This is a genomic window from Amycolatopsis keratiniphila subsp. keratiniphila (assembly GCF_001620365.2).
Classification (GTDB): domain Bacteria; phylum Actinomycetota; class Actinomycetes; order Mycobacteriales; family Pseudonocardiaceae; genus Amycolatopsis; species Amycolatopsis keratiniphila.
Genome location: NZ_LQMT02000013.1, coordinates 222,724 through 249,435, shown reverse-complemented (window position 1 = coordinate 249,435; position 26,712 = coordinate 222,724). Strand labels below are relative to the sequence as shown.

Sequence of the window (26,712 nt, the reverse complement as noted above, 5' to 3'; positions counted from 1 at the left end):
AGGCGACCGCATAAGCAAACGTCCACAGGGAACGACCGCGAGCATCACCGCATCCGGTACGCGACCCCCTGACCCGGACGCTGAGCGAACCGGGGGAAAGAGTAGCGCGAACCCACTGCGCTAACAGATATCCTACGCGGCCCCCTGTACACGGCACAATCAGGGTCGCCCCCACGATCACGGCGGGCGGATAAGCTGTGCCGCGAAGCCCTGACCTGGGGAAAGGATATCGGTTTTGAGCCAGCAGTCCGTCGCCGAGCCCGATCGGCACGCACAGGCCGAGGAGCGGCTCGGCACCGCGGGGGTCGCCTACCGGGCGGTCTCGGCGCCGGAAGCGACCGCCGCGAACCTGGCGTGGTGGGACGCCGACGCCGACGACTACCAGGCGACCCACGGCGGATTCCTCGGCGACGCGGACTTCGTCTGGTGCCCGGAGGGCGTCCGCGAGGCCGATGTCGCGCTTCTGGGTGAGGTCGCCGGCAAGCGGATCCTCGAGGTCGGCTGCGGACAGGCGGCCTGCTCGCGCTGGCTCGCCGCACAGGGCGCCGAGGCCGTGGCGACCGATCTGTCGGCGGGCATGCTGCGGCACGCGAGGGAGGGCAACGACCGGACCGGCACCCCCGTCCCGCTCGTGCAGGCGACGGCGGAGTCGCTCCCGTTCGCCGACGCGAGCTTCGACGCGGCCTGCTCGGCTTTCGGCGCAGTGCCGTTCGTGGCGTCGGTGGACGTCGTGTTCGCCGAAGTGCGCCGGGTGCTCCGGCCGGGTGCCCGCTGGGTGTTCTCGGTGACCCACCCGATGCGCTGGATCTTCCCCGACGATCCCGGACCACAGGGCCTCACCGTCACCCAGCCGTACTTCGACCGCACGCCGTACGTCGAGGTCGACGAAGAGGGCGTCGCGACGTACGTCGAGTATCACCGCACCCTCGGCGACTACGTCCGCGCGCTCTCCGACGCGGGCTTCGCGCTCACGGATCTCATCGAGCCCGCTTGGCCGGAGGGTCACACCCGCACCTGGGGACAGTGGAGCCCGTTGCGCGGCAAGCTCTTCCCCGGCACCGCGATCTTCTGCACCCAGCGGGGATGACCCCGGCGGAGGAACGGCAGCGGGCGCGGTTCGCCGCGCTCGACCCGTTGCTTCCGCCGCCACCCCCGCTCCCGCCGGGCGATCCCCTCGAAGCGGGCGGCGCGACAGGGACGATCACGCATGTGCGGTTCGCGGCGGGTTCCTGGCAGCGGCTCTGGAGCCCCGCGCATCTGCAGATCCTGTCCGCCGTCCTCCCCCTCGACGCCGTCGCGGGCATGAGCGCGTTGCTTTCCGCCTGGCGCGAGCGAATCGCGCTCGCCGACACCGGACCGGATTCGTCGTGCACGGTCACCTGGCCCAGCCGTGACGCCGCGGTCTCGCGGGCCCTGCTCGACCACGGGCTCGCGCCGCAACTGGCGCTGGCCGTCCGCGCGCCCGCGGCGGGGGAGGCGCATTCCGTACCCGGCGTGACCATCCGCGAGTCGACGCGGGGCGACCTGGAGGAGATCGTCGACCTCCGGTTCGAGGAACTCCGCTACACCTCGCTCGTCGGTCACGGTGTCGTCCGGCCCGGCGCCAAGGCCTTGCTGGCGGAAGAGGTCCGGCGGGGCCTGCAGTTCGGCGGCCGAATTTGGATCGCCGAAGAGGAAGGGCTCACGGTCGGGATGGTGACCGGTGGAAAGCGCTCCCCGATCCCCGGTGACGCGCTCGCCGGACGCCTGCCGCCGGGTGAATGGGGCTACGTCGGAACCCTCTCGATCACCGCGGCCGCACGGGGACGCGGGATCGGGCGCGCGCTGACCGCCGCCGTGCACGACGAGCTGTTCTCGCCGTCGCTGCGCGGTACCTTCGTCTCGTACAATCCGGCGAATCCGCTGTCCCCGGTGTTCTGGCACCGGCAGGGTTATCGTCCTCTGTGGACGACGTGGGCGGCCGCCCCGGCCGCGGCCCTTCGGTAGCGGTGCCCGGCGCGGTCGACCCTGGGGACGGGATGGAAATCGAGAAGACCTTGTTCGACGCGCACCGCGCCCGGTTCGCGTCGATCGACAGGCTCCTGCCCGAGGCGGCGCCGCCCCCGGTCGCCGGCGAACGCGTGGACGCGGCCACCGCGGCGGGCGTCCAGGTCACCGGAGTGGTGCAGCGTCAGCTGCACGGCCCGGACGACGTCCCCCTGCTGTGGTCGGCCGCCGACGTGCGCCAGCTCTTCCCGTTCACCGGGGACACCGGCACCGAGGGCATGGACGTGCTGCTGCGCGCGTGGCGGACGTGGATGGACGCCGAATCCCCCGGCGAGGACTCGTCCTGCGTGGTCAACTGGCCGAGCCGGGACGCCGAGGCGATCCGCGCCTTCCTCGACCACGGGCTGGTGCCGATGTCCGCGCTCGCCGTGCGCACCGGGAGCCACCGGGATTCCCCTGCCACCGAAGGCGTGGCCGTCCGCAGGGCGCGGCGTGAAGACTTCGACACCGTGCTCGCGATGGCCGTGTCGACCCACGACTACATCGGCCAGGTCGCCACCCGGCATCGTCCGAACGCCGCCGAACTGCTCGCACCGGCACTGGAACGCGCGCTCGACAAGGACGTCCCGCTGCTGTGGCTGGCCGAACGGGACGCCCGCATCGCGGCGTTCGCGCACGGCGCGTGGATCACCTCGTCGCCGGGGTCGGCCGAGGCCGAACTGCTCCCCCACGGCCGCTGGGGCTACGTCAACAACGTCGTCACCGTGCCCGGCCTGCGCGGGAGCGGACTCGGCCGCACACTGATGTCGGTGGTGCACAAGGAGTTCACCGCCGACGGCGCGGACGGCACCTATCTCTACTACAACCCGACCAACCCGCTCTCCTCGGTGTTCTGGCACCGGCAGGGTTATCGTCCACTGTGGACGTCCTGGGAGGTCCATCCGGCTTCGGCCCTGCGCTAGTCGTCCGGTTTGCGGGGGTTTCGTCACTCTTGTGTGTGACGTGAGCCCCCCAAGGTTGTGCGCCTCCCAGGTCAGGGCTAACTTTTGAACTGACCAGTCAGTTCAAAAGTTCCACGAGTCACCGACCTGGGAGTTCTTCGTGCGGGTTCAAGCCGACAGGGTGTCCGTGACCGGACCTCACGGCACGTTGCTGTCGCCTACTTCGCTCACCGTCTCGGGCGGTGAGCTGGCGCTCGTGCACGGCGAGCCGGGGGTCGGCGTCACCGCCTTCGGGCTGGCGCTGGCAGGCAGGCTGAAGCCCGCCACCGGGACGGTGACCGTCGAGGGCGGTGACCCGCACAAGGTCGTCGCGATCGTCGACTCCCCCGGCGTGAGCGAGCCGGACGGCGCGTTGTCGCTGCAGGTCGTCGTCGGGGAGGAACTCGAACTGGCGAAGCGCCCGGCGAACAAGGCCGCCGTCGCGAGCTGGCTGGCCGAGCACGACGCCGCCGCCTTCGCCACCACCCGCTTCGAGAACATCGACCCGGTGACGCGCACCCGGCTGCTCACCGCGCTCGCCGCGGGCCGCGAGGGCGTCGGCGTCCTCGTGCTCGACACCCCGGACAGGCACACCAGCGACGTCGACAGCTGGGCGCGGCTCGCCCGCGAGCACGCCGAGCGCGGCCTCGCCGTGATCGTGCTGACCGCCACCACCCCGGTTTCGGCCCTGCCGGAGAAGCCCGCCCGCTGCGGTGCCCTCGAGCAGCCCGACCCCGTGCGCTGCGCGCCGGTCGAGACCGCTGAGATCGAAGAGACTTCAGGAGACCAGGAATGAATCCCGTCCGGATCGCCGCCAACGAGCTGCGCCGGCTGAGCAGTGGCACCCTGCCGAAGCTCGCCATGGCCGCGCTCGTCCTGGTGCCGCTGCTCTACGCGTCCTTCTACCTCTACGCGAACTACGACCCGTACTCGCGCCTGGACAAGCTGCCCGCCGCCGTCTTCACCTCCGACACCGGCGCGAAGGACTCGGCCGGCGTGGAACGCAACGTCGGCCGTGAGGTCACCGACGAACTGGTCAAGTCCGGCACGTTCCAGTGGCACGAGGTGTCCCAGGACGAAGCCGCGAAGGGCGTCCGCGACGACAAGTACTCGTTCGCGATCGGCATCCCGCGCGACTTCTCCACGGCGCTGCTGTCCTCGGGCAACTTCCAGCCCCAGCAGGCGACGATCACGCTGACCACCAACGACGCGAACAACTATCTGTCCGGGACCATCGCGAAACAGGTGGCCGAGCAGGTGCGCAAGACGATCGCGGAGAAGGTCGGCAGCGAGGCGGCGGACAAGTTCCTGGTCGGCTTCTCCACGATCTACGGCAAGATCCAGGAGGCCTCGACGGGTGCTTCGCAGCTCGCCGACGGCGTGGGGAAGCTCAAGACCGGACAGCAGCAGCTGGCCGACGGCGCCAATCAGCTCGCCTCCGGCAGCTCGCAGCTGGCGACCGGGCTCGGCACGCTGAAATCCAGTACCGCCCAGCTCCCCGCGCAGACCCAGAAACTCGCCGACGGCGCCGGTCAGGTCGCCGACGGGAACCAAAAGGTCGCCGACGCCGCCTCGCTCGCGGCGACGGCCTCCGGGGACATCCAGGCCAAGCTCGACGGCTACCGCACCCAGCTCGCGCAGGATCTGCGTGCCGCCGAAGTCCCCGAGGCGAAGGTGCAGGAGATCCTGAGCCGCCTCGACACCCTCCGGTCGCCGGTCGACCAGGCGAACACGAAGATCCAGGGCGCGAACAGTCAGCTGATCCAGCTCGCGTCCGGTGCCCGGCAGGTGTCCGACGGCGCGCACCAGCTGGCCTCGGCCACCCCGCAGCTCACCAGCGGTATCGCGCAGGCGGCCGACGCCTCCGCGCAGATCCGCGACGGCGCCGCGAAGCTGAACGACGGCGAGAAGACCGCGGTCAACGGCACGAACCAGCTCGCCGACGGCGCGGTGCAGCTGCGCGACGGGCTCGCGGCCGGGCTCAAGGAGATCCCGAACCCGGACGACCCCACCCGGGCGGCGACCGCCAACACCATCGCGGACCCGGTGGCGGTCAACTCCTCCGGCGTCGCCTCGGCCGGGACGTACGGCGCGGGTCTGGCCCCGTTCTTCATCTCGCTCGCGACCTGGATCGGCGCGTTCGTGCTGTTCCTGTTGCTGCGCCCGCTCTCGACCCGCGCGCTGACCGCCGGCGCGTCGCCGTTCAAAGTCGCGCTCGGCGGCTGGCTGTCCTCGGCGCTGCTCGGGATCGCGCAGGTGATCGTGCTGTTCGGCGCGGTGACCTGGCTGGTCGGCATCGACGTCGCGCATCCGTCCGGCGCGATCGGGTTCGCGGTGCTGGTGTCGCTGACGTTCACGTCGGTGGTGCACGCGCTCAACGCGTTCTTCGGCGCCGTCGGTAAGTTCCTCGGCCTGGTCCTGCTGGTGCTCCAGCTGGTGAGCGCGGGCGGCACGTTCCCGTGGCAGACCATCCCGGACGCGTTGTACCCGTTGCACATCGTGCTGCCGATGGGTTACGCGATCGACGGGTTCCGGCACCTGCTCTACAGTGGCGCCTCGATGGAGATCCTCGGTGACATCGGTGTCCTTCTCGCCTATCTCGTCGGCGGGATCCTGGTCTCGACGCTGGCCGCGCGGAAACGGCGCACCTGGACGGTTTCGGCGCTGAAACCCGAGCTGGCGTTGTGAGCCCCCGGGGCGAGGCGACGAAGCAGAAGCTGTTCGAAGCGACGCTGCGGCTGTCCGCCAGCCGCGGCCTCGTGGGGCTGACGGTGGACGACATCGCGGCCGAGGCGAAGGTCGCGAAGGGCACCGTCTACTACAACTTCGGCAGCAAGGACGGTCTTGTCGACGCACTGCTGCGCTACGGCGTCGGTGTGCTCGCGGACCGGCTGCGCACGGCGACCGGCGACGGCGACCCGATGGACGTGATCGAGTCGCAAGTGGACGGTGCGCTGGAGTTCATCGCCGAATACCCCGGTTTCTCGCAGATCCTGGTGAGCGAGATGTGGCGCACGCCCGGCACCTGGCACGAGACGCTGACGCTGCTGCGCGAGGAGATCATTTCGATCGTGCGCGAACAACTCCACCGGCTGGACGCCGCCGGGCGGCTGCCCGACGGCGTCCAGATCCAGACCGCCGCGGCGGGGTTGTTCGGCACGATGCTGGTGGTCGCGCTCGACTGGCAGGTCTTCCAGCCGAAACGGACCAGGGCCGACGTGCGGGAATCGGTGATGGTGCTGATCCGCGGCCTCGGGCGCTGACCCGTATCTCGCGTGATTGGGGGCGGATCTCGCGTGATTGGGAGCGGATCTCGCGTGACGGAGCGTGTTCCGGCTTCAATCACGCGAGTTCCGGCTTGGATCACGCGTCTTCGGTCTCCCGGGCCCACTTCAGCTTGACCTCGAAGTTCCCCTCCAGGCCCGTTTTCGCGATGACGGCACCGGCCTGCGCGGTCAGCTTGACGCCGAACTTGAGTTCGACCTCGTCCGGTCCCCTCGGCATCGACCGGAAGGCGTCCAGTGCCGCCGTGGCCGCGTCCTTCACGTTCGCGAGCGCCGCTTCGAAGGACCCCTTGGTGTCTTCGATCAGGTCGTCGCGCCGGGAGACCCGGGCGGTGCCGGGGACCGGGTCGATCTCGACGACCACCGAACCGCCGCCTTCGAGCGGGAACCGTGCCAGGTCGTTCACCGATGCTCCTCACTGTCCACAGGGGATTTTCAACCATTCGCCGGGTTGGATGCTCTTCTGGACGTCGTCGAGTTGTTTCAGCAGGATGTCCAGCCGGTCCCGGTTGCTCAGGTACTCCAGGACGGCGCGCTGGAAGGCGCCGGTCATCGTCGCGGGCATCAGGTCGGACGCGTCGAAGCACAGCGCGGACGCCGAAGTGATCGTGTCCGCGACCCTCCGGCTCACCTGGTCCGGATAGACGTCGAGACCGAGCTTCCGGTTGGCGGAAAACGCGTTCGCGCGCGGGATCGACGGCCAGATCCGCTGTGCCTTCTCCGAAGCGAGGAACTCCATCAGCTTTCGCGCCTGCGGGGTGTCCTGGAACATCCCGGCGAGGTCGGCCGCGACCTCGGAGACGTCGCGCCCCGGGAAGGAGAGGAAGTCGAAATCGGTACCCGGCTTGGGAAAGGTCCCGTCGGGACGCTTGAAGTTCTGGTAGCGGCTCATGATGAACGACGCCTGGTGTTCGAGCGCGCAGCCAGGCGGGTCGGTGAACATCGGCTTGCCGGCATCGCCGAAATCGGTCAGCAGCGCGGCCGCGGTGCCGCCGCGGATCGCGGCGGGTTCGAGCACGGAACCCCAGTCCAGCCAGGCCTGTTTGACCTCGGGCGAGCTCCACGCCAGCCCGCCGGACGCCCACTGCCAGTACTTCTCCGGCCCCGCCGCGTGCAGCAGGATGTCTTCGATCCAGTCGGTCCCCGGCCAGCCCGAGGTGGGCGGGGCGCCCATCCCGACACACCAGGGTGTGCCGCCCGCCGCCGTCAGCCCGGCGGAGTATTCGCGGAGCGCGGCGAACGTCGTCGGGCGGACCCCGGTCATCCGCGCCGGGTCGTACCAGATCAGGCTCTTGAGATCGGCCTTCACCGCGACCGCGTACAGCTGCTCCGTGCCGATCTTCTGCAGGGTGACCCACGGCGAACTGAAGGACCGCGTCACGGCGGCGGAAAGATCTTCGCCGAGCGGCAGCAGGTCGCCCGACTTCCGGTATTTCGCCAGCACCCCGGCGTTCGGCAGGACGGCCACATCCGGCGGTGTGCCGCGCTGGACGTCCGAAGCGAGCACCTGGTCGACGGCCCGGGTGCCTTCGTAGAGGTAACCGATCCCGGTCTCGGCCGTGAACGCGTCCAGCACCTGGCGGAAGGCCGTTTCCTCGCCGTCGGTCCAGGACGCGAGGACGACGACCGGTTCGTCCTCCGCCGACGCCGAACAGCCTGCCGCGACCAGCGACAGCGCCGTCAGCACGGAGATCAGGCGCTTCATGGTCGATACCGGTATTCGTCGATCCGGGCGTGCAGCCCGAGCAGGACGAGTCCGCCCGCGAGCAGGGTGCCCGCCGGGATCAGGAACTCGCGTCCGCCGGATTCGGCCGCGGCGGAGGCGTCGGCCGCCACCGCCTTCGCGCCGGCGGTGGCCACCCGGGTGTTGTCCGTCGCCAATGTCGTGGTCCGTAGCGCCCGCGCCCGGAACTCGTCGACGGTCACCCCGCATCCTTGCTCCTCGTCGCAGTACCCGGTCAGCAGCTCGGCGAGCTGTCGCTGACCGGCATCGTCGGCCGCCCGGATCTGCTGCGATCGCGCGGCGGCGACACCGTCGAGCCGCTCCCCGACCGAATCCAGCCGCTCGCGGCTGATCAGGGTGAGCACCAGGGCGACCCCGATGGCGGCGATCAGCACGGTCGCCACGAGCAGCGGGACGTTCGCCACGCGCCGGAAACGCTTCCGCAGGTACAGCTGGGTGAAAACGAGCAGCACCAGCAGGGCCAGCACCGGCAGCAGCCACAGCGGGAGCATCGCGAGACTCATCCCGGTGTCCGACAGCTGCCGGTTCAGCGCGTCACGTTGCCTGCCCTGCAATATTTCCAGCTCTTCCAGGACCCCGCCCGAAGCGTGCAGCAGCCGTGAGGCGTGCCAGAGATCGACCGCGCCCAGGACGGCGGCGTCCGGCTGACGGAAGTGCACGTCGGCCTGTCCGATGGAGCCCGAGTAGGCCGCGACCTGGCTTTCGATCACCTGAAGCGCGTTACCGCCCACCTCACCCGCCTGGTTGAACTCCGCGACCCGCGCGAGGCTCTGGCTCGCCAGCGCCAGCTGATTCGTGTACTCCTGCCCCGGCCCGGCGAGTTTCGCCTCACCGGAGGCGAAACTCGCGATCGCGGCGGCGTCGGCGGCCACCAGCGCCGCCCGCGCGGCGGTCACTTCGAGCACCGCCTGCGCGGTGCGGTCGCGGACGGTCTCCGCCGTGTTCTGGACGTTCTGGAACGCCCACAGCGAGACCACCAGTACCGCGAGGGTGAGTGCCAGCAGGGCGGTGCGGAGCCGGACCAGCCGCACCCGCGTGGCCGTCACGAAACCGCCTCGCCGAACGGTCTTCCGCAACCCACGCAGAAGTTCGCCCCGGCGGGCGAAAGCGCGGGACAGGCGGTGCAGGCGACCGGTGTTCCTTCGGGCATCGGCCGATCTTCCTGCGGAAGAGCGATTTCCGAAACCCTCGACGGGATGACGACGTGCAACGCGTGGCTGCGGGTCGCGTCCGGTCGCAGCCGCACCAGGCCTTTCTCCGCGTCGAGGATCTCCACGACCCCCGAAAGGCGGCCGAGGGTCTCTTCGTCGCCCGCGGCGGTGGCCAGGGCGACCGCGCGTCCCCAGTCCCGTTCGGCCCCGGCCCGGTCACCTCCCGCGTAGGCGTCACCGCCGGAGGTCAGCGCCTCGCCGAGATCGGCCTGCGCGGCGTACTTCGAGACCATCGGGTGAATCAGCGTCGGCGGGATCGGATCGCGTGTCCACCGCCCCGCGATGGCCAGCGCGTCCTCCTCGACCGCGGCTCCCGGCACCGGGACGAGTTCCGTCCACGCCAGCTGGCGGTCCTGTCCGTGGCTGGGTTCCAGGTCCGGGTCGAGATCCAGGATCAGCTGGTAGTCCCGCGTCTCGTCGCTCGCGAACGAACCGAGCGACAGCTCCTGCTCGCGGAGGCCGACCTCCCGGCATCGGTCGGTGAGGTCGTACTCGTCGGGGAACACCTGCTTGATCGACCGCAGCCTGCTGAACGGCATGGTGCCGATCCGCAGCCGGACCTCGGGCAGCACCTTCGTCATCGCGCTCTCGACCAGCTGCCGGAAATCGACGGCGAGCTTGTCGTCCTCGACGACGGAATCGACGTTCCCGCGCAGAACCCGGCCGATCAGGGTGAGTTCGGCGGGCTCCCAGCCGTCGCCGATCCCCCTGGCGTCGCAGACGAACCGGCCTTCACAGCTGTTCAGCACGGTCATCAGCTCGGCCCTGGTCTGCGAGTCGTTGCGGCCGTCGGTGAGGAGGATCGCGTGGCGGACGGCGTCGGGCACGCCGTCGAAGAGGTCGCGGGCCTTGGCGAGCCAGGCACCCATCGCGGTGCCGCCGACGGCCGCGAGATGCTCGACGGCGGCGCGTGCCTCCGCCCTGGTCCGGTCGGAAGCGGTCACCAGACCGTCCTCGGCCGGGTAGATCATCTTCGCGCGGTCGGTGCCCTGGATGACGGCGAACCGCACGCCGTCGGGGAGGACGTCGATGGCCGCCGCGGCCGCGCGCCGGGCCTCGCCGATCTTGGTGCTGGGGAAGCGCATCGAACTGGAACAGTCGATCATCAGGACTTCGGCGGCCGTCCTGGACACGGCCGCCTCGCCGCCGCGGGAGACGACCCGGACGATCGCGGTCATCGTCCGGTCCCCCTCGGCCAGGAACTTGTTCTGGTGCACTTCGAGGCCCAGACCCGGCTCCCCGCTCATCGCTCCCCTTTCACACCAGCGTCACCGGTCTCACCGAGTTCGCGAGATCGATCAGCACGTCGTGCGCTTCCGGCGAGGGCGCGTGATGGGCGAGCCGCCGGTACGACTTGTCCAGCACGGTGCGGGCACCCGTCTCGTCCGCGCGCAGGATCTTCCCGTCGGTGATCCCGTCCTGCCCGAGCAGCACCCCCGCCAGCCCGGTCTCGCGCACCGCCGTCACGAGCCGGTCGAAGGCGTCGCCGTCGAGGTCCAACGCGGTCAGGCGGACCACGGCGTCGTCGAGTTCCGCCGACGCCGGGAGGTCACCCGTCCCAGGCATCGGCGCGGACAGCACCCGCACGCCGGCGATCCGCGCCGCCTCGTCGTAGCGCGAGAATTCCGGGACCTGGTCGAGGATCTCGACGGCGGCCGCACGGTCGCCCCTGGACAGGCGGACCCGCGCGAGCCCGAACGCCGCGCTCACCTGCGCCCGGTCCCGCACCCACAAGGCGTCGTAGTACCGCTCGGCGGCGGCCGCGCCGTTGAGGTGCTCCTCGCAGAGCCCCAGCGCGAGTTTCGGCGGCTCCTCGCCGGGGATGTCGCGGTACACGGCGGTGAACTTCTCCTTGGCCGCGGCGAAGTCGCCCTCGCCGAGCGCGAGCAGGCCCCGGTGCCACGCCACCCGCCAGTCGTGGGCGGCGCGTTCCCCGAGCAGCCGCTCGGCCTCCGCCACCGCCAGCGTGCCTTCGATGACTGCACCGAGTTCCAAATGCGCCCGGCACCGGCGGAAGCCGACCTCCGGCGAACCGGGCACCTTGTCGAGCTTCTTCAGCAACCGCGCAGCGTCGGGTGCGCGGACGGCGCGGAGGAAGTTCGCCTGTGCGTCGTCCGGATCCTCCCGCGGCACCGGCAGCCCGAGGGCGATCTCCTCGGCGGACGGCCGCGCGCCGAGCGAGACGGCCGTGCCCCGCGTCCAGTGCTCGAGCGGCGGTGCCTGGCCGAGTCCCGCGTCGAGCAGCACCGCCCCTTCGGCGAACAACGTCGACGCGCCGGGCCGGGACTGCTTGTCCCGCAAGGAAAGGATCTCGCCGAGCACGCCATCGAGCTGCACCAGCATTTCGCGTGCGGTCGCGAACCGCTGTTCGAACGGCGCGGTCGCCCGGTCGAGGACGCGGAGGAACGATTCGATGCCGAACCGCACGCCGCGCGCGTCGGTGGTGACCGACCAGCCGTCGCTGGCCTGGAAGAGTTCCCGCAAGGTCACGCCGACGGTGTGGATGTCGGAGCGGACGGTGAGGCCGTGGGTCGCCCGTTCCCGCGGGGTCACCTGATAGTGCTCGGTGCCGACGATCGGGCTTTCGTCGTCGTCGATCTTGCGGATGGCGCCGAAATCGATGAGCTTGATCCGCTTCTCGCCGTGGATCACGTTGTCCGGCTTCATGTCGCAGTACAGCAGGCCCTCGCCGTGCAGGTAGTCGAGCGCGGTCAGGATCTCGCGCCCGTACGCCACCACGTGCTCGACCAGCAGCCGTCCCTCGCTGGAGTCCAGCCCGGCCCGGCCGCGGTTCTTGACCTCCCGCAGGGAAAGGCCGTCGACGAATTCCATCACGATGTACCGGAAGTCGTCGTGCTCCACCACGTCGAGGATCCGCACGATGTTCGGATGATCCAGCGCGGTGAGCACCTGGCTCTCGGTCTCGGCGATCCGGACGGCGGCGGTGTTGTTCGTGTTGATCAGGCCCTTGAGCGCGACGTACCGGTCGCCGAGCCCGGAATCCGTTGCCAGATAGACGAACCCGAGCCCGCCGCGCGCGACACAGCCGAGCACGTGGTAGCGGCCGTCGACCACGTCGCCCGCCGCGAGCTTGGGTGAGAAGGAGAACGGCGTCCGGCAGACCGGGCAGAACCCCTCGGCGGGCGCGGGCCCGCCACCGATCGAGCGGCCGACCGGGGTGGCCGTGCACCCGTGCTTGCCGCAGAACCGTTCCTCCTCCGGGACATGCGGCTCGGTGAGCAGGCGGCCCGCGACGTCCGGGAGTTCGACGACCGGCAGCGGGACCCGGTCGTCCGTGCCGGTGTGGCCCGCGAGCTGCTGGGAACGGGTGACCATCGTGCTGGTGATCCTGGTCGGCAGCTCACCGGGGCCGGGGATCACCAGGGTGGGTTTCTCCCGCGGCACTTCCGGTGTCCCGGGCGGCAATCCGCAGATCCTGCAGAAGCCGGTCTTGCCGAGCACACCGGGGCAGCCGTCCTGTCCGCAGGCCGTCATCCGTCGATCCGTTTCCGTACGGTGTCCGCGTACCGCTCGACGGCGGCCGCCGCGGCCGTCAGGTCGCACGGTCCTTCGAAGAGCATCCGCCAGGCGGGGGCGTAGGCGGCATCCAGTTCGACGTCTTCGACGAGCCCGCTGTTACGGGCCATTTCCCCGTACGCGTCGAGCCGGGCGCGCAGTTCCGCGCGCCGGGCGAGGTTCTCGTCGAGAAGACGGCGAAGGTCGCGAGCGCGATCGAGGGTTTTGGCCACGGCGCGCTCACAGACCGGAAGCTGTCGTTTCACCCAATCCGTGTCTTCGCCCCGCTCCGCCGAACGCAGTTGCGTCAACGCGCCCCGCAGCCGCCGCTCCTTCGGATGAACGTGCGGGACGTCGGAGAAGCGGGGTGAGTCGCTCGCGTTGTTCTTCTCCAGCTTGGCGAGTTCACCCAACCGGGTTTCCAGGAGGGCGAACCGGCCCTCGATGTCGTCCTCGTCCGCGGGCAGCACGTCCGTACTCGACCTGACCACGCTCACCCCCGGTGAGGTCGCCTCGCGGAACGCCAGCGCGAGCCGCAGCCCGAGTTCGTGCGCGCGCTGGGCCAGCGGCACGAGCACGTCGCCGACGAGTTCGTCGGGTTCGGCAGCTTCGTCGATCCCGTAGACGACCACGGTGCGGCCGGAGCCGTGACGGCCGGCGGGCGAATCCGCGGCGACGTCGAGCCGGTCGGAGATACGGCGGCGTACCTCGTCGGCGGTCTTGCCGATCGCGTCCACGGCGAGCGCGACACTGCCCACCGGCGGCACCGTCGGCCCCGTGTCGGTCCGGCCCGCGCCGCGTTCGCGGTCGGCGAGGACGACGGCGCGCCGCAACGAGCCGGCGACGGCGGAATCGTCCTGCCCCATGATGATCACCCGGACGTCGGCCCGGCCGTGCCCGCCGAGCCATCGGGCGAATTCGCGCGCGAACCGCGGATCGAGCGCGGGCGGCTCCGGGTACCGCACGAAACTCGGGTCGATCGCGGGGCTGCCTTCGGCCCAGCGGCGCAGTTCCGGCAGGTAGCCGAGCATGGTCTCGACGGGAATCATCCAGGAGACGCGGGCGGCCTCGGTCGCGTACCGGGTCGCGACCATGCCGACGACGTGGCCGGTCTTGTCCGCGATCACCGCGGATCCGCTGAAGCCGTGGGTGATCGGCTCGGCGTCGGGATCGCGGTGCAACTGGACGCGTTCGAGTCCGTGCCCGCCGTCGCCGACGACGGTCGCGAGCGACCACATGCCGTCCGAACCGCACGGGAAGCCGTAGGCCCGGACACGCTGGTCGTCTTCGAGGGCGGTCCGGTGAAGCGGGGCGCCGACGATCTGTTCCTCGGGGTCACGCAACCGGAGCAGCGCGATGTCCCCGCCGTCGTCGCCGATGGGCGCCGCCTGCGCGACGATCGTGGCGATTCCGGGCTCCACACCGGGAAGCGCCACGAAATCCACCGTGACACCGTCTTGGTCTTCGATCACGTGAGCGCAGGTGAGGAGATGTTCGCTGTCGAGCATGGTCCCGGCGCCCAGGATCCGCCCACGATGATCGCGCAGCCGCACCCGCCAGCGTCTGCGCTCGGAAGTCACGCGGAAGACCCTACCGATCGTGAGTGGTAATGACGGTCAGAACCGTCATTACCACTCACGAGGCCTAATGCGCGGCGTCGTTCCAAGACCGTCCGTATCCCACGGAGACCTCAAGCGGGACGGCCAGCTCGTACGCCGACCCCATTCCCTGACGCACCAACGCTTCCAGCTGCTCGCGCTCGCCATCGGCGACCTCGAGGACGAGCTCGTCGTGGACCTGCAGCAGCACGCGGCTCTTCAGCTTCGCCTCGGTCAGCGCCTTGTGCACGTTGAGCATGGCGACCTTGATGATGTCGGCCGCGCTGCCCTGGATGGGCGCGTTGAGCGCCATCCGCTCGGCCATTTCGCGGCGCTGCCGGTTGTCGCTGTTGAGATCGGGCAGATAACGGCGGCGGCCGAAGATCGTCTCGGTGTAGCCGACCTTCGCCGCGTCGCCCACGACCGAATGGAGGTAATCGCGCACGCCGCCGAACCGGGAGAAGTACGCCTCCATCTGTTCCTTGGCCTCTTCGGTCGAGATCCGCAGCTGCTGCGAAAGGCCGTACGCCGAAAGCCCGTACGCCAGGCCGTACGACATCGCCTTGACCCGGAACCGCAGCTCCGGCGTGATCTCCTCCGGCGGCAGCGAGAACGCGCGCGACGCCACGAAAGTGTGCAGATCCTCGCCGCTGTTGAAGGCCTGGATCAGGCCCTCGTCCTGCGAAAGGTGCGCCATGATCCGCATTTCGATCTGGCTGTAGTCCGCCGTCATCAGCTCGGCGTACCCGTCGCCGACGACGAACGCGTCGCGGATGCGGCGGCCCTCTTCGGTGCGGATCGGGATGTTCTGGAGGTTCGGGTCGACCGACGAGAGCCGTCCGGTGGCGGCGATCGTCTGCAGCAGCGTGGTGTGGATGCGGCCGTCGTCGGCGACCGACTTGATCAGGCCCTCGACCGTGGTGCGCAGACGGGTCGCGTCCCGGTGCTCCAGCAGATGCTGCAGGAACGGGTGCTCGGTCTTCTCGAACAGGCTCTGCAGCGCCTCGGCGTCGGTGGTGTAGCCGGTCTTGGTGCGCTTGGTCTTAGGCATGCCGAGCTCGTCGAACAGGATGACCTGCAGTTGCTTCGGCGAACCGAGGTTGACCTGCTTGCCGATGACCGCGTACGCCTCCTCCGCGGCCTGCGTCACCCGGCTGAGGTAATGCGCTTCCAGATCGGTCAGGTGCTCGATGTCGACCGCGATACCCGCCGCTTCGAGCCCGGTGATCACCTGCAGCAGCGGCAGTTCGAGCTCGGCGAGCAGCTGCGCGCCGCCCAGTTCTTCGAGCTCCTTGGTCAGCGCGCCGGCGAGCTCGGCGACCGCGCGGGCCTTGACAAGCTCGGCCTGGATCTCCTTCTGCTCCATGTCCTCGGCGCCGCCGTCGAGCAGCGAAAGCTGCCCGTCCCCGGTGTCGGCCTCGGACCGCAGCTCACGGTGCAGGTACCGCAGGACGAGATCGTCGAGCTCGAAGGTGCGCTGGCCAGGACGGACCAGGTACGCCGCGAGCGCGGTGTCCATGACGAGCCCGGCGAACGTCCAGCCGCGGGCCTTGACGGCGTGCAGGGGGACCTTGAGCTCGTGGCCGATCTTCTGGATCTTCTCGTCGGCGAGCCAGGCCGTGAGCGCCTTGTCGTCCTCGGCGTCCATCGTGGTGACGTCGACGTACGCGCCTTCGCCGTCCGCGGCCGCGAAGGTGATGGCCTTCAGGTCCGAGCGGACCGACGCACCGGTGGTGCGGAACGCCAGGCCGACCGGTTTGTCCGTGCCGGTGTGCGCGGACAGCCATTCCGGGAGGGCACCCGGCGCGAGCTTCGACCCGCTGACCTCGAAACCCTCCTCGGCCTCGGGCTCGGCGCTTTGCAAGGTGGCGAAGAGCCGGTCCCGCAGAACGCGGAACTCCAGCTCGTCGAACAACGCGTGCACGGCCTCGCGGTCCCACGGGCGCAGCTCGAGCATGGTCGGGCCGAGCTCCAGCTCGACGTCACGGATCAGCTCGGTGAGCTGCCTGTTCAGCATCACCGCGCCGAGGTGCTCGCGCAGCGCGTCGCCGACCTTGCCCTTGACCTCGTCGACCCGGTCGACCAGCTCGTTGAACGAGCCGAACTGCCTGATCCACTTCGCGGCCGTCTTCTCCCCCACGCCGGGGATGCTCGGCAGGTTGTCCGAAGGGTCGCCACGCAACGCGGCGAAGTCCGGGTACTGCGCCGGCGTGAGGCCGTACTTCTCCTCGACCGCCTCCGGGGTGAACCTGGTCATCTCGGACACGCCGCGCTTCGGGTACAGCACGGTGACCTGGTCGGTCACCAGCTGGAGCGCGTCACGGTCGCCCGTACAGATCAGGACGTCGAAACCTTCGGCGGTCGCCTGTGTCGTGAGCGTGGCGATGATGTCGTCGGCTTCGTAGTTCTCCTTGGTCAGCGCCGGGATGCCGAGGACCTTGAGCACGTCCTCGACCAGCCCGACCTGGCCCTTGAACTCGTCCGGGGTGCTGCTGCGGTTGGCCTTGTACTCCGCGTACGTCTCCGACCGGAACGTCTTGCGCGAAAGGTCGAACGCCACCGCGAGATGGGTCGGTGCCTCGTCGCGCAGCAGGTTGATGAGCATCGAGGTGAACCCGAAGACGGCGTTCGTCGTCTGCCCGGTCTTCGTCTTGAAGTTCTCCGCGGGCAGCGCGAAGAAGGCGCGATACGCCATCGAATGGCCGTCGATCAGCAGCAGTTTGGGCCGCTCGGCCTGTGCGGTGGCGGGTGTGGCGTTGGCAACGGTCGTGTTCTCACTCGGGCTCACGGGAGCGAGTCTAGGGTGAGGGTCTGACAGTCCTACCTGTCGTGTCGTTTGCGGCCTGTCGGCGGAGCTGCTCAGACCCCCTTGGCGCAGGAACCCGCCTGGCCGGAGGCCCCGCGATCGCGGCGGCAGGGCGCCCCTGGGCAGGACGTGAGTAAAACTCGATAACGTGCGCCCTGGCGACGCGATCGTGGTCGCGGGTTCACGAATGTTTAAGGAGCTCTGCGTGACCGAACAAGCCCTCGAATCCTTCGCCGGGATCGACCCGGCCTTCGCCGGACAGCAGCTCAACGACAAGCTCGGGCTCGAGATCAGCGAATTCGGTCCCGAACGCGTCGTGGGCAGCATCCCGGTAGAGGGCAACCTCCAGCCCTACGGCCTCCTCCACGGCGGCGCGAACGCCGTCGTCGCGGAGGCGCTCGGTTCGATGGTCTGCGCGCTCAACGCCGGCACCGACAAGGCGACGATGGGGCTCGAGCTTTCGTGCACGCACCACCGGGCGGTCCGGTCGGGGCGGGTGACCGGTGTCGCGACGCCGGTGCACGTCGGACGCGGGACCGTGACCGCCGAGATCGTGCTGACCGACGACCAGGGGCGCCGGTCGTGCACCGCACGGCTGACCTGCGTGGTGCGGGAGCGGCCGCCGGGCGCCTGAGCCGTCCGGCCCTCCGAAGTGTCATGAAAGGGTCGTTCAGGACGTTTTTCGTCCTGAACGACCCTTTCATGACATAGGCGACCGCCGCGGGTGGGCGCCGGAGGTCCGTGAAGGCCTCCTTCACTACCTTGAGGGTAGGCAAGGAGGCCTTCACGTACTTTGAGCGACGTGGATCTCGACACTGCCCAGGTGCGCGCGTTCGTCGCCACCGCCGACCACGGCCATTTCGGTCGCGCGGCAGAATCCCTGTTCCTCACCCAGCAAGCGCTGTCGAAGCGGATCCGGAAGCTCGAGGACGCCCTCTCCGTTCAGCTCTTCCGCCGCACCAACAGGTCCGTCGAGCTGACCGCCGACGGCGACCGCTTCCTCCCGCACGCGCGCGAGCTGATCCGCGCGGCCGACGCCGCCGTCGCCGCGATGGGCCTGCAAGACCGCCCACCCCGCCTCGACATCATCGACCCGCGCCTCTCCCCCATGTACATGCTGCGGCGCATCGCCCAGCGGGACCCGGCGCTGGCGGTCGAGCGCGTCGCCGGTCGCGGGCTGGCCAACGCACTCGACCCACTGGTCCGCGGCGAGATCGACCTCGCTTTCGGCCGGGTCGCGGACCTCGGCCGCGAGGTGCCCGCCGAACTCGAACATCGGCTCGTCCGGCTGGAGCCACTGGTCGCCCTTCTCGCGCCGGAACACCCGCTCGCAGGCGGCGATGCCCCTGATGTCCTGAAATTGTCCGATCTCCGGCACGAAGGCATCTGGATTCCGCAATTGGGCGGGCCGATCGAATGGCTTTCTTATTTGCAACGCCTATGCAAAGAATTCGACGTCCCGATCGACGACTCCGGGGTCAGCTACGACCTCCGGCACACATTGGAACAGACGCGCTACGGAAAGCAGCGGGTCACGCTCGCCGGCGCCGACATGGACCTCGCTTCCGACCTCAATCTGCGAGTCCTGCCGTTCGAGCCGTCGCCGCTGTTCCCGTGGTCGGTGGTGTGGCGCCGCGGCGAAGGCCCGGCCCTGCGGCGCCTGCTAGCGCTCGCGGGCCGGACCAGCCACGAAGAAGGTTGGTGCGCCTACGATCCCGACCGGTCCTGGCTGCCGGACGACGACCTCAGACAGCTAGGTGCCGGGCGAACCAGCGCGTGAGCTCGGCGTCGACCAGCTTCGCGTGTTCGGTCTGCGGAGCGGGTTCGAGGCCGGGCGCCTCGGCGAATTCGTGCGCCATCCCCGGGATGGTGACGAGTTCGGATCCCCGCTCCCCCAGCGCTTTGTGCAGCGCTGCGGCCGGTTCGGTGATGGAGACGTCGTCCTCCTCGCCGATGACGAGCAGGACCGGCGCGGTCAGTTCGTCCGCCCGCCGCACGTAGTCGTATTCGTCCGCGACCGCGCGGGAGCGGTCCGACCAGGGGTAGGTGACGTCGTAGACCCGCTCGTTCGCCGCGATCACCGGCGCCAGCTGGGTCACCGGGTTCACCAGTGCGGCGGCCGCCACCTCGATCTCGGGGTGGGTCAGCATCTGCAGCGCGACCCCGCCGCCCTGCGAACCGCCGACCAGCCCGACCGGACCGTCCTCAATGGACAGCCGGGAGCGCAGTTCCGCCACCGCCGCCGGGAACTCCGCCTCGACCTGCTTGGTGAGCGGCTCGACCACGTTGAGCACGTTGTCCTCGCTCGCGAGGCGGAAGAAGCCCTCGAAACCGCCTTCGGGGAAACGTTTCCCGGTCAGCGGCAACCCGAGGTGCACCCGCCACGCGTGCAGTTCCCGCATCGGCAGCGCCGCCGCCATGGCCGCCTCGGAAAACGGCGCGCCCAGCAGATGCCAGGTCAGCACCAGTGGCGCCGGGCGCTTACCGTCCGACGGCGGCAACGCCACGAACGGAACCCCTGCCGCCACGCCTTCGATCGCTTCGGTACTCATCGTCATGGGAACAGCTAATCGCGAGGTCAGGGCCGAGATCCAACAGCCGTTCGGACCGCGACGACAACCATCGGTTGTCATGGCGCCGAGGAAGTGGGGGCACCGTTGGCGCCCTTTGGGGCAGCATTGCTACGACGAACGGCCGCCCACGAAGGAGCTGAAAAACCGCAAGATACGCGGCCGAAACATGATCATTACCCACGAGCATGATCGACGTGGTAGCGGTGAATCCCCAGCGTGACCAGCGAAGACCTGTCAACCGGCAACATTCGCCTTTTCGTGCAATTCGTTCTGGTTTCGACCGTCACGATGTGGACACAGAGTGATGGGCGTCTGTCCAGATCATGGCGGAGGGGGATATCTTCCTGCCCTAACCTAGCCCCTGTGTCGGGGGCAACGCCTACCGGCGGCTGGTTGGTCATGGGAGGTAGTCGGTGTCAGGAGTGCGTTTTGGACGGGTTTTCGCCGTCGCGGCGGCTGCGTCGCTGGCGCTGGCGGGCTGTGCAGGCGGCAGCAGCTCGTCCGGCAGCGGTGACAGCAGCACGCTGAAGATCGGGTTCATGGGTGACCTCACCGGTGAGAACTCCGGGATCGTGATCCCACCCCGTAACGGCGCCAAGCTCGCTATCGACGAGTACAACAAGACGAACCCGGCGATCAAGCTGGAGCTCAAGGAATACGACAGCCAGGGCAAGCCCGAGCAGGCGACGTCGCTGATCGCGACGGCCGTCGGCCAGGACAAGATCACCGCGCTGATCGGCCCGGCGTTCTCCGGTGAGTCGAAGGCCATCGGCGGTCAGCTGGAGCAGAACAAGATCCCGAGTGTCTCGCCCTCGGCCACCAACGCGGGCCTCTCCTCGAACGGATGGAAGTACTGGCACCGCGTCGTCGCGAGCGACGCCAGCCAGGGACCGGCGATCGCCAACTTCCTCGTCACGGCGAAGTCGCCCAAGAAGGCCTACATCATCTCGGACGACCAGGAATACAGCGTCGGCCTGGCCGACAACTTCGAGAAGACCTTGAAGGAGAAGAACGTCCCGACCGAGCGCGACAAGTTCGCCAAGGACGCGTCGGACTACTCCTCGACCGTCCAGAAGGTCAAGGCCGCGAACCCGGACATCATCCTCTTCGGTGGCTACTACGCCCAGGGTGGCCGTCTGCTCAAGCAGCTGCGTGACGGCGGCGTGACCGCCACCTTCGCGACCGGTGACGGTTCGCTCGACGCCCAGCTGATCAGCGGTGCCGGTGCCGCGGCCGCCGAGAAGGCCGTCGTCGGCTGCCCGTGCAACATCCCGGACGCCGGCTCCACCGACGAGTTCAGCACCAAGTACAAGGCCGCGTTCAACGTCGACCCGGCGATCTACTCGAGCGAGGGTTACGACGCCGCGACCGCCATCATCAACGCGGTCAAGTCCGGCGCCAACACCTCGGAGAAGATCAACGAGGCCCTCAAGACGATCGACTTCAAGGGTGCCTCGAAGCAGATCAAGTTCAAGGAGAACGGCGAGCCGTCGACGGACGCGATCAACATCTACCAGGTCACCGGTGGTGTCCTGAAGAACCTCGGCGTCTCGACCGAAGCCAAGCTCAACGGCTGACGGAGCAGATAGGAACACCTAACGGAAGCGGGGGCGCTGTGCGATCACAGCACCCCCGCTTCCCGCAAATGTGGCGAAAGAAATCCTCGCCCCGTCCCGTAAGGCATCCACGTCATGCTTCAAGACCTGCAAGCCCAGTTCCTCGGTAGCACCATCGGCGGACTGGTCGCCGGAAGCATCTACGCCCTCATCGCCCTCGGCTACACAATGGTCTACGGCGTGCTCCGGCTCATCAACTTCGCGCATTCCGAAATCTTCATGATCGGGACGGTCACGTCCCTGTTCGTCCTGATCACCATCGCGGGTGGCACCGCCCCGATCACGCTCGGCGTGTTCGGGATGATCGCCGTACTGCTGTTGATCATCATCGCTTCGGCCGCCGTATCCGGTGGTGCGGCGGTCCTTCTGGAGCAAGTGGCCTACCGGCCGCTCCGCAAGAAGGGCGCGACCCGGCTCGCCGCCCTGATCTCCGCCATCGGCGCCTCGCTGTTCCTCCAGGAACTGTTCGGCCTCGAGATCATCGAATGGATCACCGACAAATCCGGCCGCGTGCAACAGAACGCGCCACGCTTCATCCCGCACGAACCGCTGTTCCACATCGGCAACGGCGTGGTCCGCACGGACCACGTGTTCGTCGTCGTCGGTGCCGTGATCATGATGGTCGTGCTCGACCAGCTGGTCAGCCGCACCCGCATCGGCCGAGGTATCCGCGCCACGGCGCAGGATCCCGAAGCCGCCGTGCTGATGGGCGTCAGCATCGACAAGATCGTGCGCCTCACCTTCCTGCTCGGCGGCGCGATGGCCGGTGTCGCCGCCGCGCTGTACGTGATGGAGTACGAGAACACCGACTACCGCATCGGGTTCCTCCTCGGCATCAAGGCGTTCACCGCGGCCGTGCTGGGAGGTATCGGCAACCTGCGCGGCGCCCTGCTGGGTGGCATCGTGCTCGGTTTGGTGGAGAACTGGAGTTCCATCTTCTTCGGTTCGGCTTGGAAGGACGTCACCGCCTTCGTGGTACTGGTGCTCGTCCTGATGTTCCGTCCCACCGGCATCCTCGGTGAATCGCTGCAGCGGGCACGCGCATGAAGGGCAACGAAGAAGTGGCTGAAAAGTCCCCAGAGAACGGAAAGCCGACGCGCGCCGGCTTCCACCCCGTGGACGGTATGCGGGATTGGTGGGCACGCGCTCCGCATTGGCAACGCTATGGCGTGTACATCGCCCTGATCATCGGCGCGCTGATCCTGCCCGCGCCCGCGATCGGGTCGTTCATGTCGCCGGAATCGGACTGGACCACGGTCCTGATCTTCCCGGTCGGGGTGTACATCCTGCTGGCGATCGGCCTGAACATCGTGGTCGGCCACGCGGGCATGCTGGACCTCGGGTTCGTCGCGTTCTTCGCGATCGGCGCGTACACGCTCGCCGTGATGGGCACCCTGCACGGCTGGGGATTCTGGGGCACGCTCGTGCTCGGTATCTTCCTGGCGGCGATGTCAGGGGTGATCCTCGGTGCTCCGACGCTCCGGTTGCGCGGTGACTATCTGGCCATCGTGACCCTCGGCTTCGGTGAGATCGTCCGGATCACCGCGACGAACACCGACGGCATCGGCGGCGCCCGCGGTATCACCAACATCCCGCACCCGGAGCCCATCTTCGGGACCGAGTTCCTGCTCGACCCGGCGCCGTACTACTACCTGATCCTCGCGGCGATCGTGATCGCGATCATCTTCTCGGTGCGGCTGCACAAGAGCCGGGTCGGGCGGGCGTGGGCGGCCATCCGCGAGGACGAGGACGCCGCCGAGCTGATGGGTGTCCCGACGTTCAAGTTCAAGCTGCTGGCGTTCGCCATCGGCGCCATGCTCGGCGGTATGGCCGGTGTGGTCTACGCCAGTAAGGCCGTCTTCATCGAGCCGAACAACTTCCCGTTCATCCTGTCCGCGACCATCCTCGCGGCCGTGGTGCTCGGCGGTGCGGGCAACCTGCCCGGCGTCATGCTCGGTGCCTTCCTGGTCGCCTGGCTTCCGGAGCGGTTCCGGTTCCTGTCCGAGTACCGCATCCTGATCTTCGGTGGCGTGCTGGTGCTGATGATGGCGCTGCGGCCGGAGGGTCTGCTGCCGTCGCGGCAGCGCAAGGCGGAACTACACGAGGGAACGGGCGGGATGGGTGCCATGGGCGCCGAAGTCGCGGGTCCGGATTCCGAGGCTTCGGCGGAGGTGACGAAATGAGCGCGCTGCTCGAATTCGACAACGTGACGATGCGCTTCGGCGGTGTCACGGCGTTGAAGGAAGTCGACCTCAGCATCAACCAGGGTGAGATCTTCGCCCTGATCGGCCCGAACGGCGCGGGGAAGACCACGGTCTTCAACGTGATCACCGGCGTCTACCGGCCGACCGAAGGCCAGGTGCGCTTCGGCGACACCCGGATCGACGGGATGAAGCGGTTCAAGGTCAACCAGGCCGGGATCGCCCGCACGTTCCAGAACATCCGGCTGTTCCACAACATGTCGGCGCTCGAGAACGTCATGGTCGGTGCGGACTCGCACCACAAGACCGGCGCGATCTCGGCGACGCTGGGCCTGCCCATCCACCGCAAGGAGGAGAAGCGGGGCCGCGAACTGGCCAGGGAGCTGCTGGACTTCGTCGGCATCGGCCGGGTCGAGCACAACACCGCGAAGAACCTCTCCTACGGCGATCAGCGCCGTCTGGAGATCGCGCGTGCGCTCGCCACCGACCCGAAGCTGCTGCTGCTCGACGAGCCGGCCGCCGGCATGAACCCGGCGGAGAAGAACTCGCTGCAGCAACTGATCCGCAAGATCCGTGACGACGGCCGTACCGTCCTGCTCATCGAGCACGACATGGGCCTGGTCATGCAGATCGCCGACCGGCTGGCCGTGCTCGACTTCGGCCAGAAGATCGCAGAAGGGCTCCCCCACGAGGTGCAGAACAACCAGAAGGTGATCGAGGCTTACCTGGGGGTGGCGGAAGATGCTTCTTGAGGTTCAGGACATCAACGTCCACTACGGGAAGATCGCCGCGCTCAAGGGAATGAGCATCGAGGTCGGCGAGGGCGAGATCGTTTCGCTCATCGGGGCCAACGGCGCCGGCAAGACCACGACGCTGAAGACGATCTCGGGCCTGCGTCCGCTGACCAGCGGCCGGATCCTCTTCGACGGCAAGGACATCTCGAAGACGCCCGGCCACAAGCGGGTCGAGCTCGGGATCGGCCAGTCACCGGAAGGCCGGGGTGTGTTCCCCGGTATGACGGTGCAGGAGAACCTCCTGATGGGTGCCTACACCCGCAAGGACGACCTGAAGGCCGACCTCGACGAGGTCTACGAGCTGTTCCCGCGGCTGAACGAGCGCAAGACCCAGTTCGGCGGCACGATGTCCGGTGGCGAGCAGCAGATGATCGCCATCGGCCGCGCGCTGATGACCAAGCCCAAGGTGCTGCTGCTCGACGAGCCGTCCATGGGCCTGGCGCCGATGCTGATCGCGCAGATCTTCGACATCATCCGCGAGATCAACAAGCGCGGGACCACGGTCCTGCTGGTGGAGCAGAACGCGCAGCAGGCGCTGAAGCTCTCCGACCGCGCGTACGTGCTGGAGACCGGTGAAGTGGTCAAGAGCGCCCGCGGTGCCGAGCTGCTGGACGACCCGCAGGTGCGGGCCGCCTACCTCGGTGGCGATCTGGGCGTCTGACGCCTTCCGGGAAGGGCCCCGTCGCTTCCGCGGCGGGGCCCTTTCTCATGCCAGCTTGATGTCGGTTCCGGTGAGGTTCTTCATGTCGGTCAGCGTCGGACCGCCGAAAGCCCGCAGCACCACGGGTTTCGCCTCCTTGGGCAGGTCGAAGTAGAGGTCGAACTCGACCCGCACACCGCGCCCCAGCTCGAACTTGTCCGGCTGCCGTTTGATCGTCATCGCCTGGTTGTCGACCGCGATCACCGCGCCGGAATCGGTGACCAGCTGCTGGCGCCGGGTGTCGAAGAGGATGCCGGACACGCCCTTGCCCGTGACCACAAGCCGGAGCCGGACGAACCCTCCCTTCGCCTCGAACTCGGTGTGGCTGCCGGTGAGGCTGGGCAGGCCGGCGGCCAGCCCGATGAGGGAGAACTCGGTCTCCCCGTTGAGCGCGGGCGGCAGGTGCAGTGCGGTCTCGTCCGGGCGTACCTCACGTGCGGGGAGGTCGTAGACAGGTTTGGCGGGCGGCGGTTCCTGCCCGGCGGAGCAGCCGGTGAGCAGGACGAGGACCGAAACCGCCGCTGTCAGGCACTTTCTCATCGGACGACCTCCACGCTCAGGCACGGCCAGCCGTCGACTTCCGGCAGTCGTAGCGGGCCGATCTCCTCCCCTGGCCGGAAACGCACCGTCGTGCCGGTCGTCCCGTCGTCGGCGATCGGCGACAGGTCGGTGACCGGGACACCACGTTCGTAACGCTGGGTCCAGGAACCGTCGCGACGCCGGTTGGTGTGCACGAGCCAGTCGCTCAGCGCGGCCACCACCGACACACCGCGGCGCGGATGACCGTCCGGCAGCTTCTGCGCCTCGGGGGAATCGAAGAAACGCAGATCCTTGGTCGACATGACCGGCTTCTTCACGAACCCGCCATGCCCGTCGGCGCGGGTAGCGGTGCCCCGCCCGTCGTCCGACACCGAGATCGAGCCGTCGGGGTGGGCCGTGACGACGGCATGCCCGTCGCCGGTGCTTTCGGCCTCCTCCGCCGCGTAGGCGAGCACCTCGAGGACGAGGTGCGCGACCCCGCCGGGGGCGAACTCCCCGGGGCTCCGGCGGATACGCGCCAGATGGTCGAGGTCCACGGAACCGGCCCAGTCGTGCGTGGTGTTGCGCCATTCACTCACCCCGTCGATTCTGCCCGGTCCGCGGCACGGGTGGCGGGCAACGAGGTTCCGGCGGCTAGCAGTCGTCGAGATGCGCGGATTCGACGCAGGCGGCGGGTTCGGCATGGCCTGCCGCCTGGTACAGCAGGGTGTACAGCGTCTCGCGCTGATCCTTGTCGAGCGCGCCGAGCACCTCGTCTTCGACCGCCGCGAGGGCGAACTCGGCCTTGACGAGTTGCTTCAGGCCGACGTCGGTCAGTTCGACGATGTGGCGGCGCCGGTCCGCCGGTGACCGCCGTCGTTCGATGAGGTTCGCGGACTCGAGGTCGTTCAGCAGCCCGACGACATTCGTGCTGTCCATCTCCAGCGTCTTCGCGAGGTCCTGCTGCGAACAGCCGCCGAGGTCGCGCAGCACGGTCAGCGCGACGAGATGCCGGGGGCGCAGGCCGAGCGGGGCCAGGACGGACTCGCTGCGCAGCCGGATGCGGCGGGTGACGTGGTCGAGCAGCGCGCCGCAGCGGTGCGGGGGCTGGTTCACGACCGGGAGTTCGGACACTCGTCAAGTGTACGTTCCCACATGATGACCGCCACAGCATCAATGGTTTG

24 protein-coding genes are annotated in these 26,712 nt (G+C 68.8%); 13 read left to right on the top strand and 11 right to left on the bottom strand.

Going from position 1 to position 26,712, the window contains the following annotated elements; genetic code table 11:
* Positions 1-235 precede the first annotated feature (235 nt).
* The 6 genes from AVR91_RS14960 (at position 236) to AVR91_RS14935 (ending at position 6,229) form a co-directional block, all read left to right on the top strand.
* Positions 236-1,087, top strand: coding sequence for a class I SAM-dependent methyltransferase (locus AVR91_RS14960; protein WP_063271024.1), 852 nt, complete (start codon positions 236-238; stop codon positions 1,085-1,087).
* Positions 1,084-1,986 carry a GNAT family N-acetyltransferase gene (locus tag AVR91_RS14955; protein ID WP_063271025.1) on the top strand — a complete coding sequence of 301 codons (903 nt, stop codon included), beginning with the start codon at positions 1,084-1,086 and terminating at the stop codon, positions 1,984-1,986. The genes AVR91_RS14960 and AVR91_RS14955 overlap by 4 nt, the downstream gene beginning before the upstream one ends.
* A gap of 32 nt (positions 1,987-2,018) precedes the next feature.
* Entirely contained in the window at positions 2,019-2,948 is a 930-nt protein-coding gene (locus tag AVR91_RS14950; protein WP_063271229.1) for a GNAT family N-acetyltransferase, read from the top strand.
* Between the two features lie 139 nt (positions 2,949-3,087).
* Positions 3,088-3,762, top strand: a complete 675-nt coding sequence (locus AVR91_RS14945; RefSeq protein ID WP_063271026.1) for an ATP-binding cassette domain-containing protein — start codon at positions 3,088-3,090, stop codon at positions 3,760-3,762.
* On the top strand, positions 3,759-5,654 hold the full coding sequence (locus AVR91_RS14940) for a YhgE/Pip domain-containing protein (protein ID WP_063271027.1): 1,896 nt from the start codon (positions 3,759-3,761) through the stop codon (positions 5,652-5,654). The genes AVR91_RS14945 and AVR91_RS14940 overlap by 4 nt, the downstream gene beginning before the upstream one ends.
* The gene (locus tag AVR91_RS14935) at positions 5,651-6,229 is read left to right on the top strand and encodes a TetR/AcrR family transcriptional regulator (RefSeq protein ID WP_016335482.1); all 579 of its coding nucleotides are present in this window, start codon (positions 5,651-5,653) and stop codon (positions 6,227-6,229) included. The genes AVR91_RS14940 and AVR91_RS14935 overlap by 4 nt, the downstream gene beginning before the upstream one ends.
* Before the next feature lie 100 nt (positions 6,230-6,329).
* On the opposite strand, the gene AVR91_RS14930 is transcribed toward AVR91_RS14935, so the two are convergent.
* The 7 genes from AVR91_RS14930 to polA form a co-directional block, all read right to left on the bottom strand.
* Positions 6,330-6,656 (bottom strand): CU044_2847 family protein, encoded by a 327-nt coding sequence (locus AVR91_RS14930; RefSeq protein WP_063271028.1) that lies wholly within the window; start codon positions 6,654-6,656, stop codon positions 6,330-6,332.
* A 9-nt stretch (positions 6,657-6,665) separates the two neighbouring features.
* Positions 6,666-7,955 (bottom strand): ABC transporter substrate-binding protein, encoded by a 1,290-nt coding sequence (locus tag AVR91_RS14925; protein WP_063271029.1) that lies wholly within the window; start codon positions 7,953-7,955, stop codon positions 6,666-6,668.
* Complete coding sequence (locus AVR91_RS14920) at positions 7,952-9,040, bottom strand: hypothetical protein (protein ID WP_063271030.1); 1,089 nt, start codon at positions 9,038-9,040, stop codon at positions 7,952-7,954. The genes AVR91_RS14925 and AVR91_RS14920 overlap by 4 nt, the downstream gene beginning before the upstream one ends.
* A complete protein-coding gene (locus AVR91_RS14915; protein WP_063271031.1) occupies positions 9,037-10,452 on the bottom strand; it encodes a VWA domain-containing protein in 1,416 nt (471 codons plus the stop codon). Before AVR91_RS14915 ends, AVR91_RS14920 begins: the two co-directional genes overlap by 4 nt.
* A gap of 10 nt (positions 10,453-10,462) precedes the next feature.
* Positions 10,463-12,700, bottom strand: coding sequence for a serine/threonine-protein kinase (locus AVR91_RS14910; RefSeq protein WP_063271032.1), 2,238 nt, complete (start codon positions 12,698-12,700; stop codon positions 10,463-10,465).
* Positions 12,697-14,301 carry a S1 family peptidase gene (locus AVR91_RS14905; RefSeq protein WP_063823078.1) on the bottom strand — a complete coding sequence of 535 codons (1,605 nt, stop codon included), beginning with the start codon at positions 14,299-14,301 and terminating at the stop codon, positions 12,697-12,699. Before AVR91_RS14905 ends, AVR91_RS14910 begins: the two co-directional genes overlap by 4 nt.
* A gap of 64 nt (positions 14,302-14,365) precedes the next feature.
* Entirely contained in the window at positions 14,366-17,107 is a 2,742-nt protein-coding gene (polA, locus tag AVR91_RS14900; protein WP_063271033.1) for a DNA polymerase I, read from the bottom strand.
* 223 nt (positions 17,108-17,330) lie between these two features.
* On the opposite strand from polA, the gene AVR91_RS14895 reads away from it, so the two are divergent.
* Both AVR91_RS14895 and AVR91_RS14890 read left to right on the top strand, forming a co-directional pair.
* On the top strand, positions 17,331-17,759 hold the full coding sequence (locus AVR91_RS14895) for a PaaI family thioesterase (protein WP_038511292.1): 429 nt from the start codon (positions 17,331-17,333) through the stop codon (positions 17,757-17,759).
* A 168-nt stretch (positions 17,760-17,927) separates the two neighbouring features.
* Positions 17,928-18,905, top strand: coding sequence for a LysR family transcriptional regulator (locus AVR91_RS14890; protein ID WP_063271034.1), 978 nt, complete (start codon positions 17,928-17,930; stop codon positions 18,903-18,905).
* Here the strand turns inward: AVR91_RS14890 and AVR91_RS14885 are convergent.
* Complete coding sequence (locus AVR91_RS14885; protein WP_063271035.1) at positions 18,871-19,683, bottom strand: alpha/beta fold hydrolase; 813 nt, start codon at positions 19,681-19,683, stop codon at positions 18,871-18,873. The two genes, AVR91_RS14890 and AVR91_RS14885, sit on opposite strands and share 35 nt — an antisense overlap.
* Before the next feature lie 437 nt (positions 19,684-20,120).
* On the opposite strand from AVR91_RS14885, the gene AVR91_RS14880 reads away from it, so the two are divergent.
* The 5 genes from AVR91_RS14880 to AVR91_RS14860 all read left to right on the top strand — a co-directional run bounded on the left by AVR91_RS14880 (position 20,121) and on the right by AVR91_RS14860 (position 24,970).
* The gene (locus tag AVR91_RS14880; protein WP_063271036.1) at positions 20,121-21,275 is read left to right on the top strand and encodes a branched-chain amino acid ABC transporter substrate-binding protein; all 1,155 of its coding nucleotides are present in this window, start codon (positions 20,121-20,123) and stop codon (positions 21,273-21,275) included.
* Positions 21,276-21,389: 114 nt separating this feature from the next.
* A complete protein-coding gene (locus AVR91_RS14875) occupies positions 21,390-22,361 on the top strand; it encodes a branched-chain amino acid ABC transporter permease (protein WP_037345462.1) in 972 nt (323 codons plus the stop codon).
* On the top strand, positions 22,358-23,497 hold the full coding sequence (locus AVR91_RS14870; RefSeq protein ID WP_063271037.1) for a branched-chain amino acid ABC transporter permease: 1,140 nt from the start codon (positions 22,358-22,360) through the stop codon (positions 23,495-23,497). Before AVR91_RS14875 ends, AVR91_RS14870 begins: the two co-directional genes overlap by 4 nt.
* Entirely contained in the window at positions 23,494-24,267 is a 774-nt protein-coding gene (locus tag AVR91_RS14865; RefSeq protein ID WP_063271038.1) for an ABC transporter ATP-binding protein, read from the top strand. Before AVR91_RS14870 ends, AVR91_RS14865 begins: the two co-directional genes overlap by 4 nt.
* The gene (locus AVR91_RS14860) at positions 24,257-24,970 is read left to right on the top strand and encodes an ABC transporter ATP-binding protein (protein WP_016335497.1); all 714 of its coding nucleotides are present in this window, start codon (positions 24,257-24,259) and stop codon (positions 24,968-24,970) included. The genes AVR91_RS14865 and AVR91_RS14860 overlap by 11 nt, the downstream gene beginning before the upstream one ends.
* A 45-nt stretch (positions 24,971-25,015) precedes the next feature.
* Here AVR91_RS14860 and AVR91_RS14855 read toward each other — a convergent pair whose 3' ends face one another.
* Genes AVR91_RS14855 through AVR91_RS14845 form a run of 3 tightly spaced genes read right to left on the bottom strand, consistent with a single transcriptional unit; the run spans position 25,016 to position 26,662 of the window.
* A complete protein-coding gene (locus AVR91_RS14855; RefSeq protein ID WP_063271039.1) occupies positions 25,016-25,549 on the bottom strand; it encodes a hypothetical protein in 534 nt (177 codons plus the stop codon).
* Positions 25,546-26,127 carry an ATP-binding protein gene (locus tag AVR91_RS14850; RefSeq protein WP_228708217.1) on the bottom strand — a complete coding sequence of 194 codons (582 nt, stop codon included), beginning with the start codon at positions 26,125-26,127 and terminating at the stop codon, positions 25,546-25,548. The genes AVR91_RS14855 and AVR91_RS14850 overlap by 4 nt, the downstream gene beginning before the upstream one ends.
* Before the next feature lie 55 nt (positions 26,128-26,182).
* On the bottom strand, positions 26,183-26,662 hold the full coding sequence (locus AVR91_RS14845) for a MarR family winged helix-turn-helix transcriptional regulator (protein WP_063271040.1): 480 nt from the start codon (positions 26,660-26,662) through the stop codon (positions 26,183-26,185).
* Positions 26,663-26,712 lie beyond the last annotated feature (50 nt).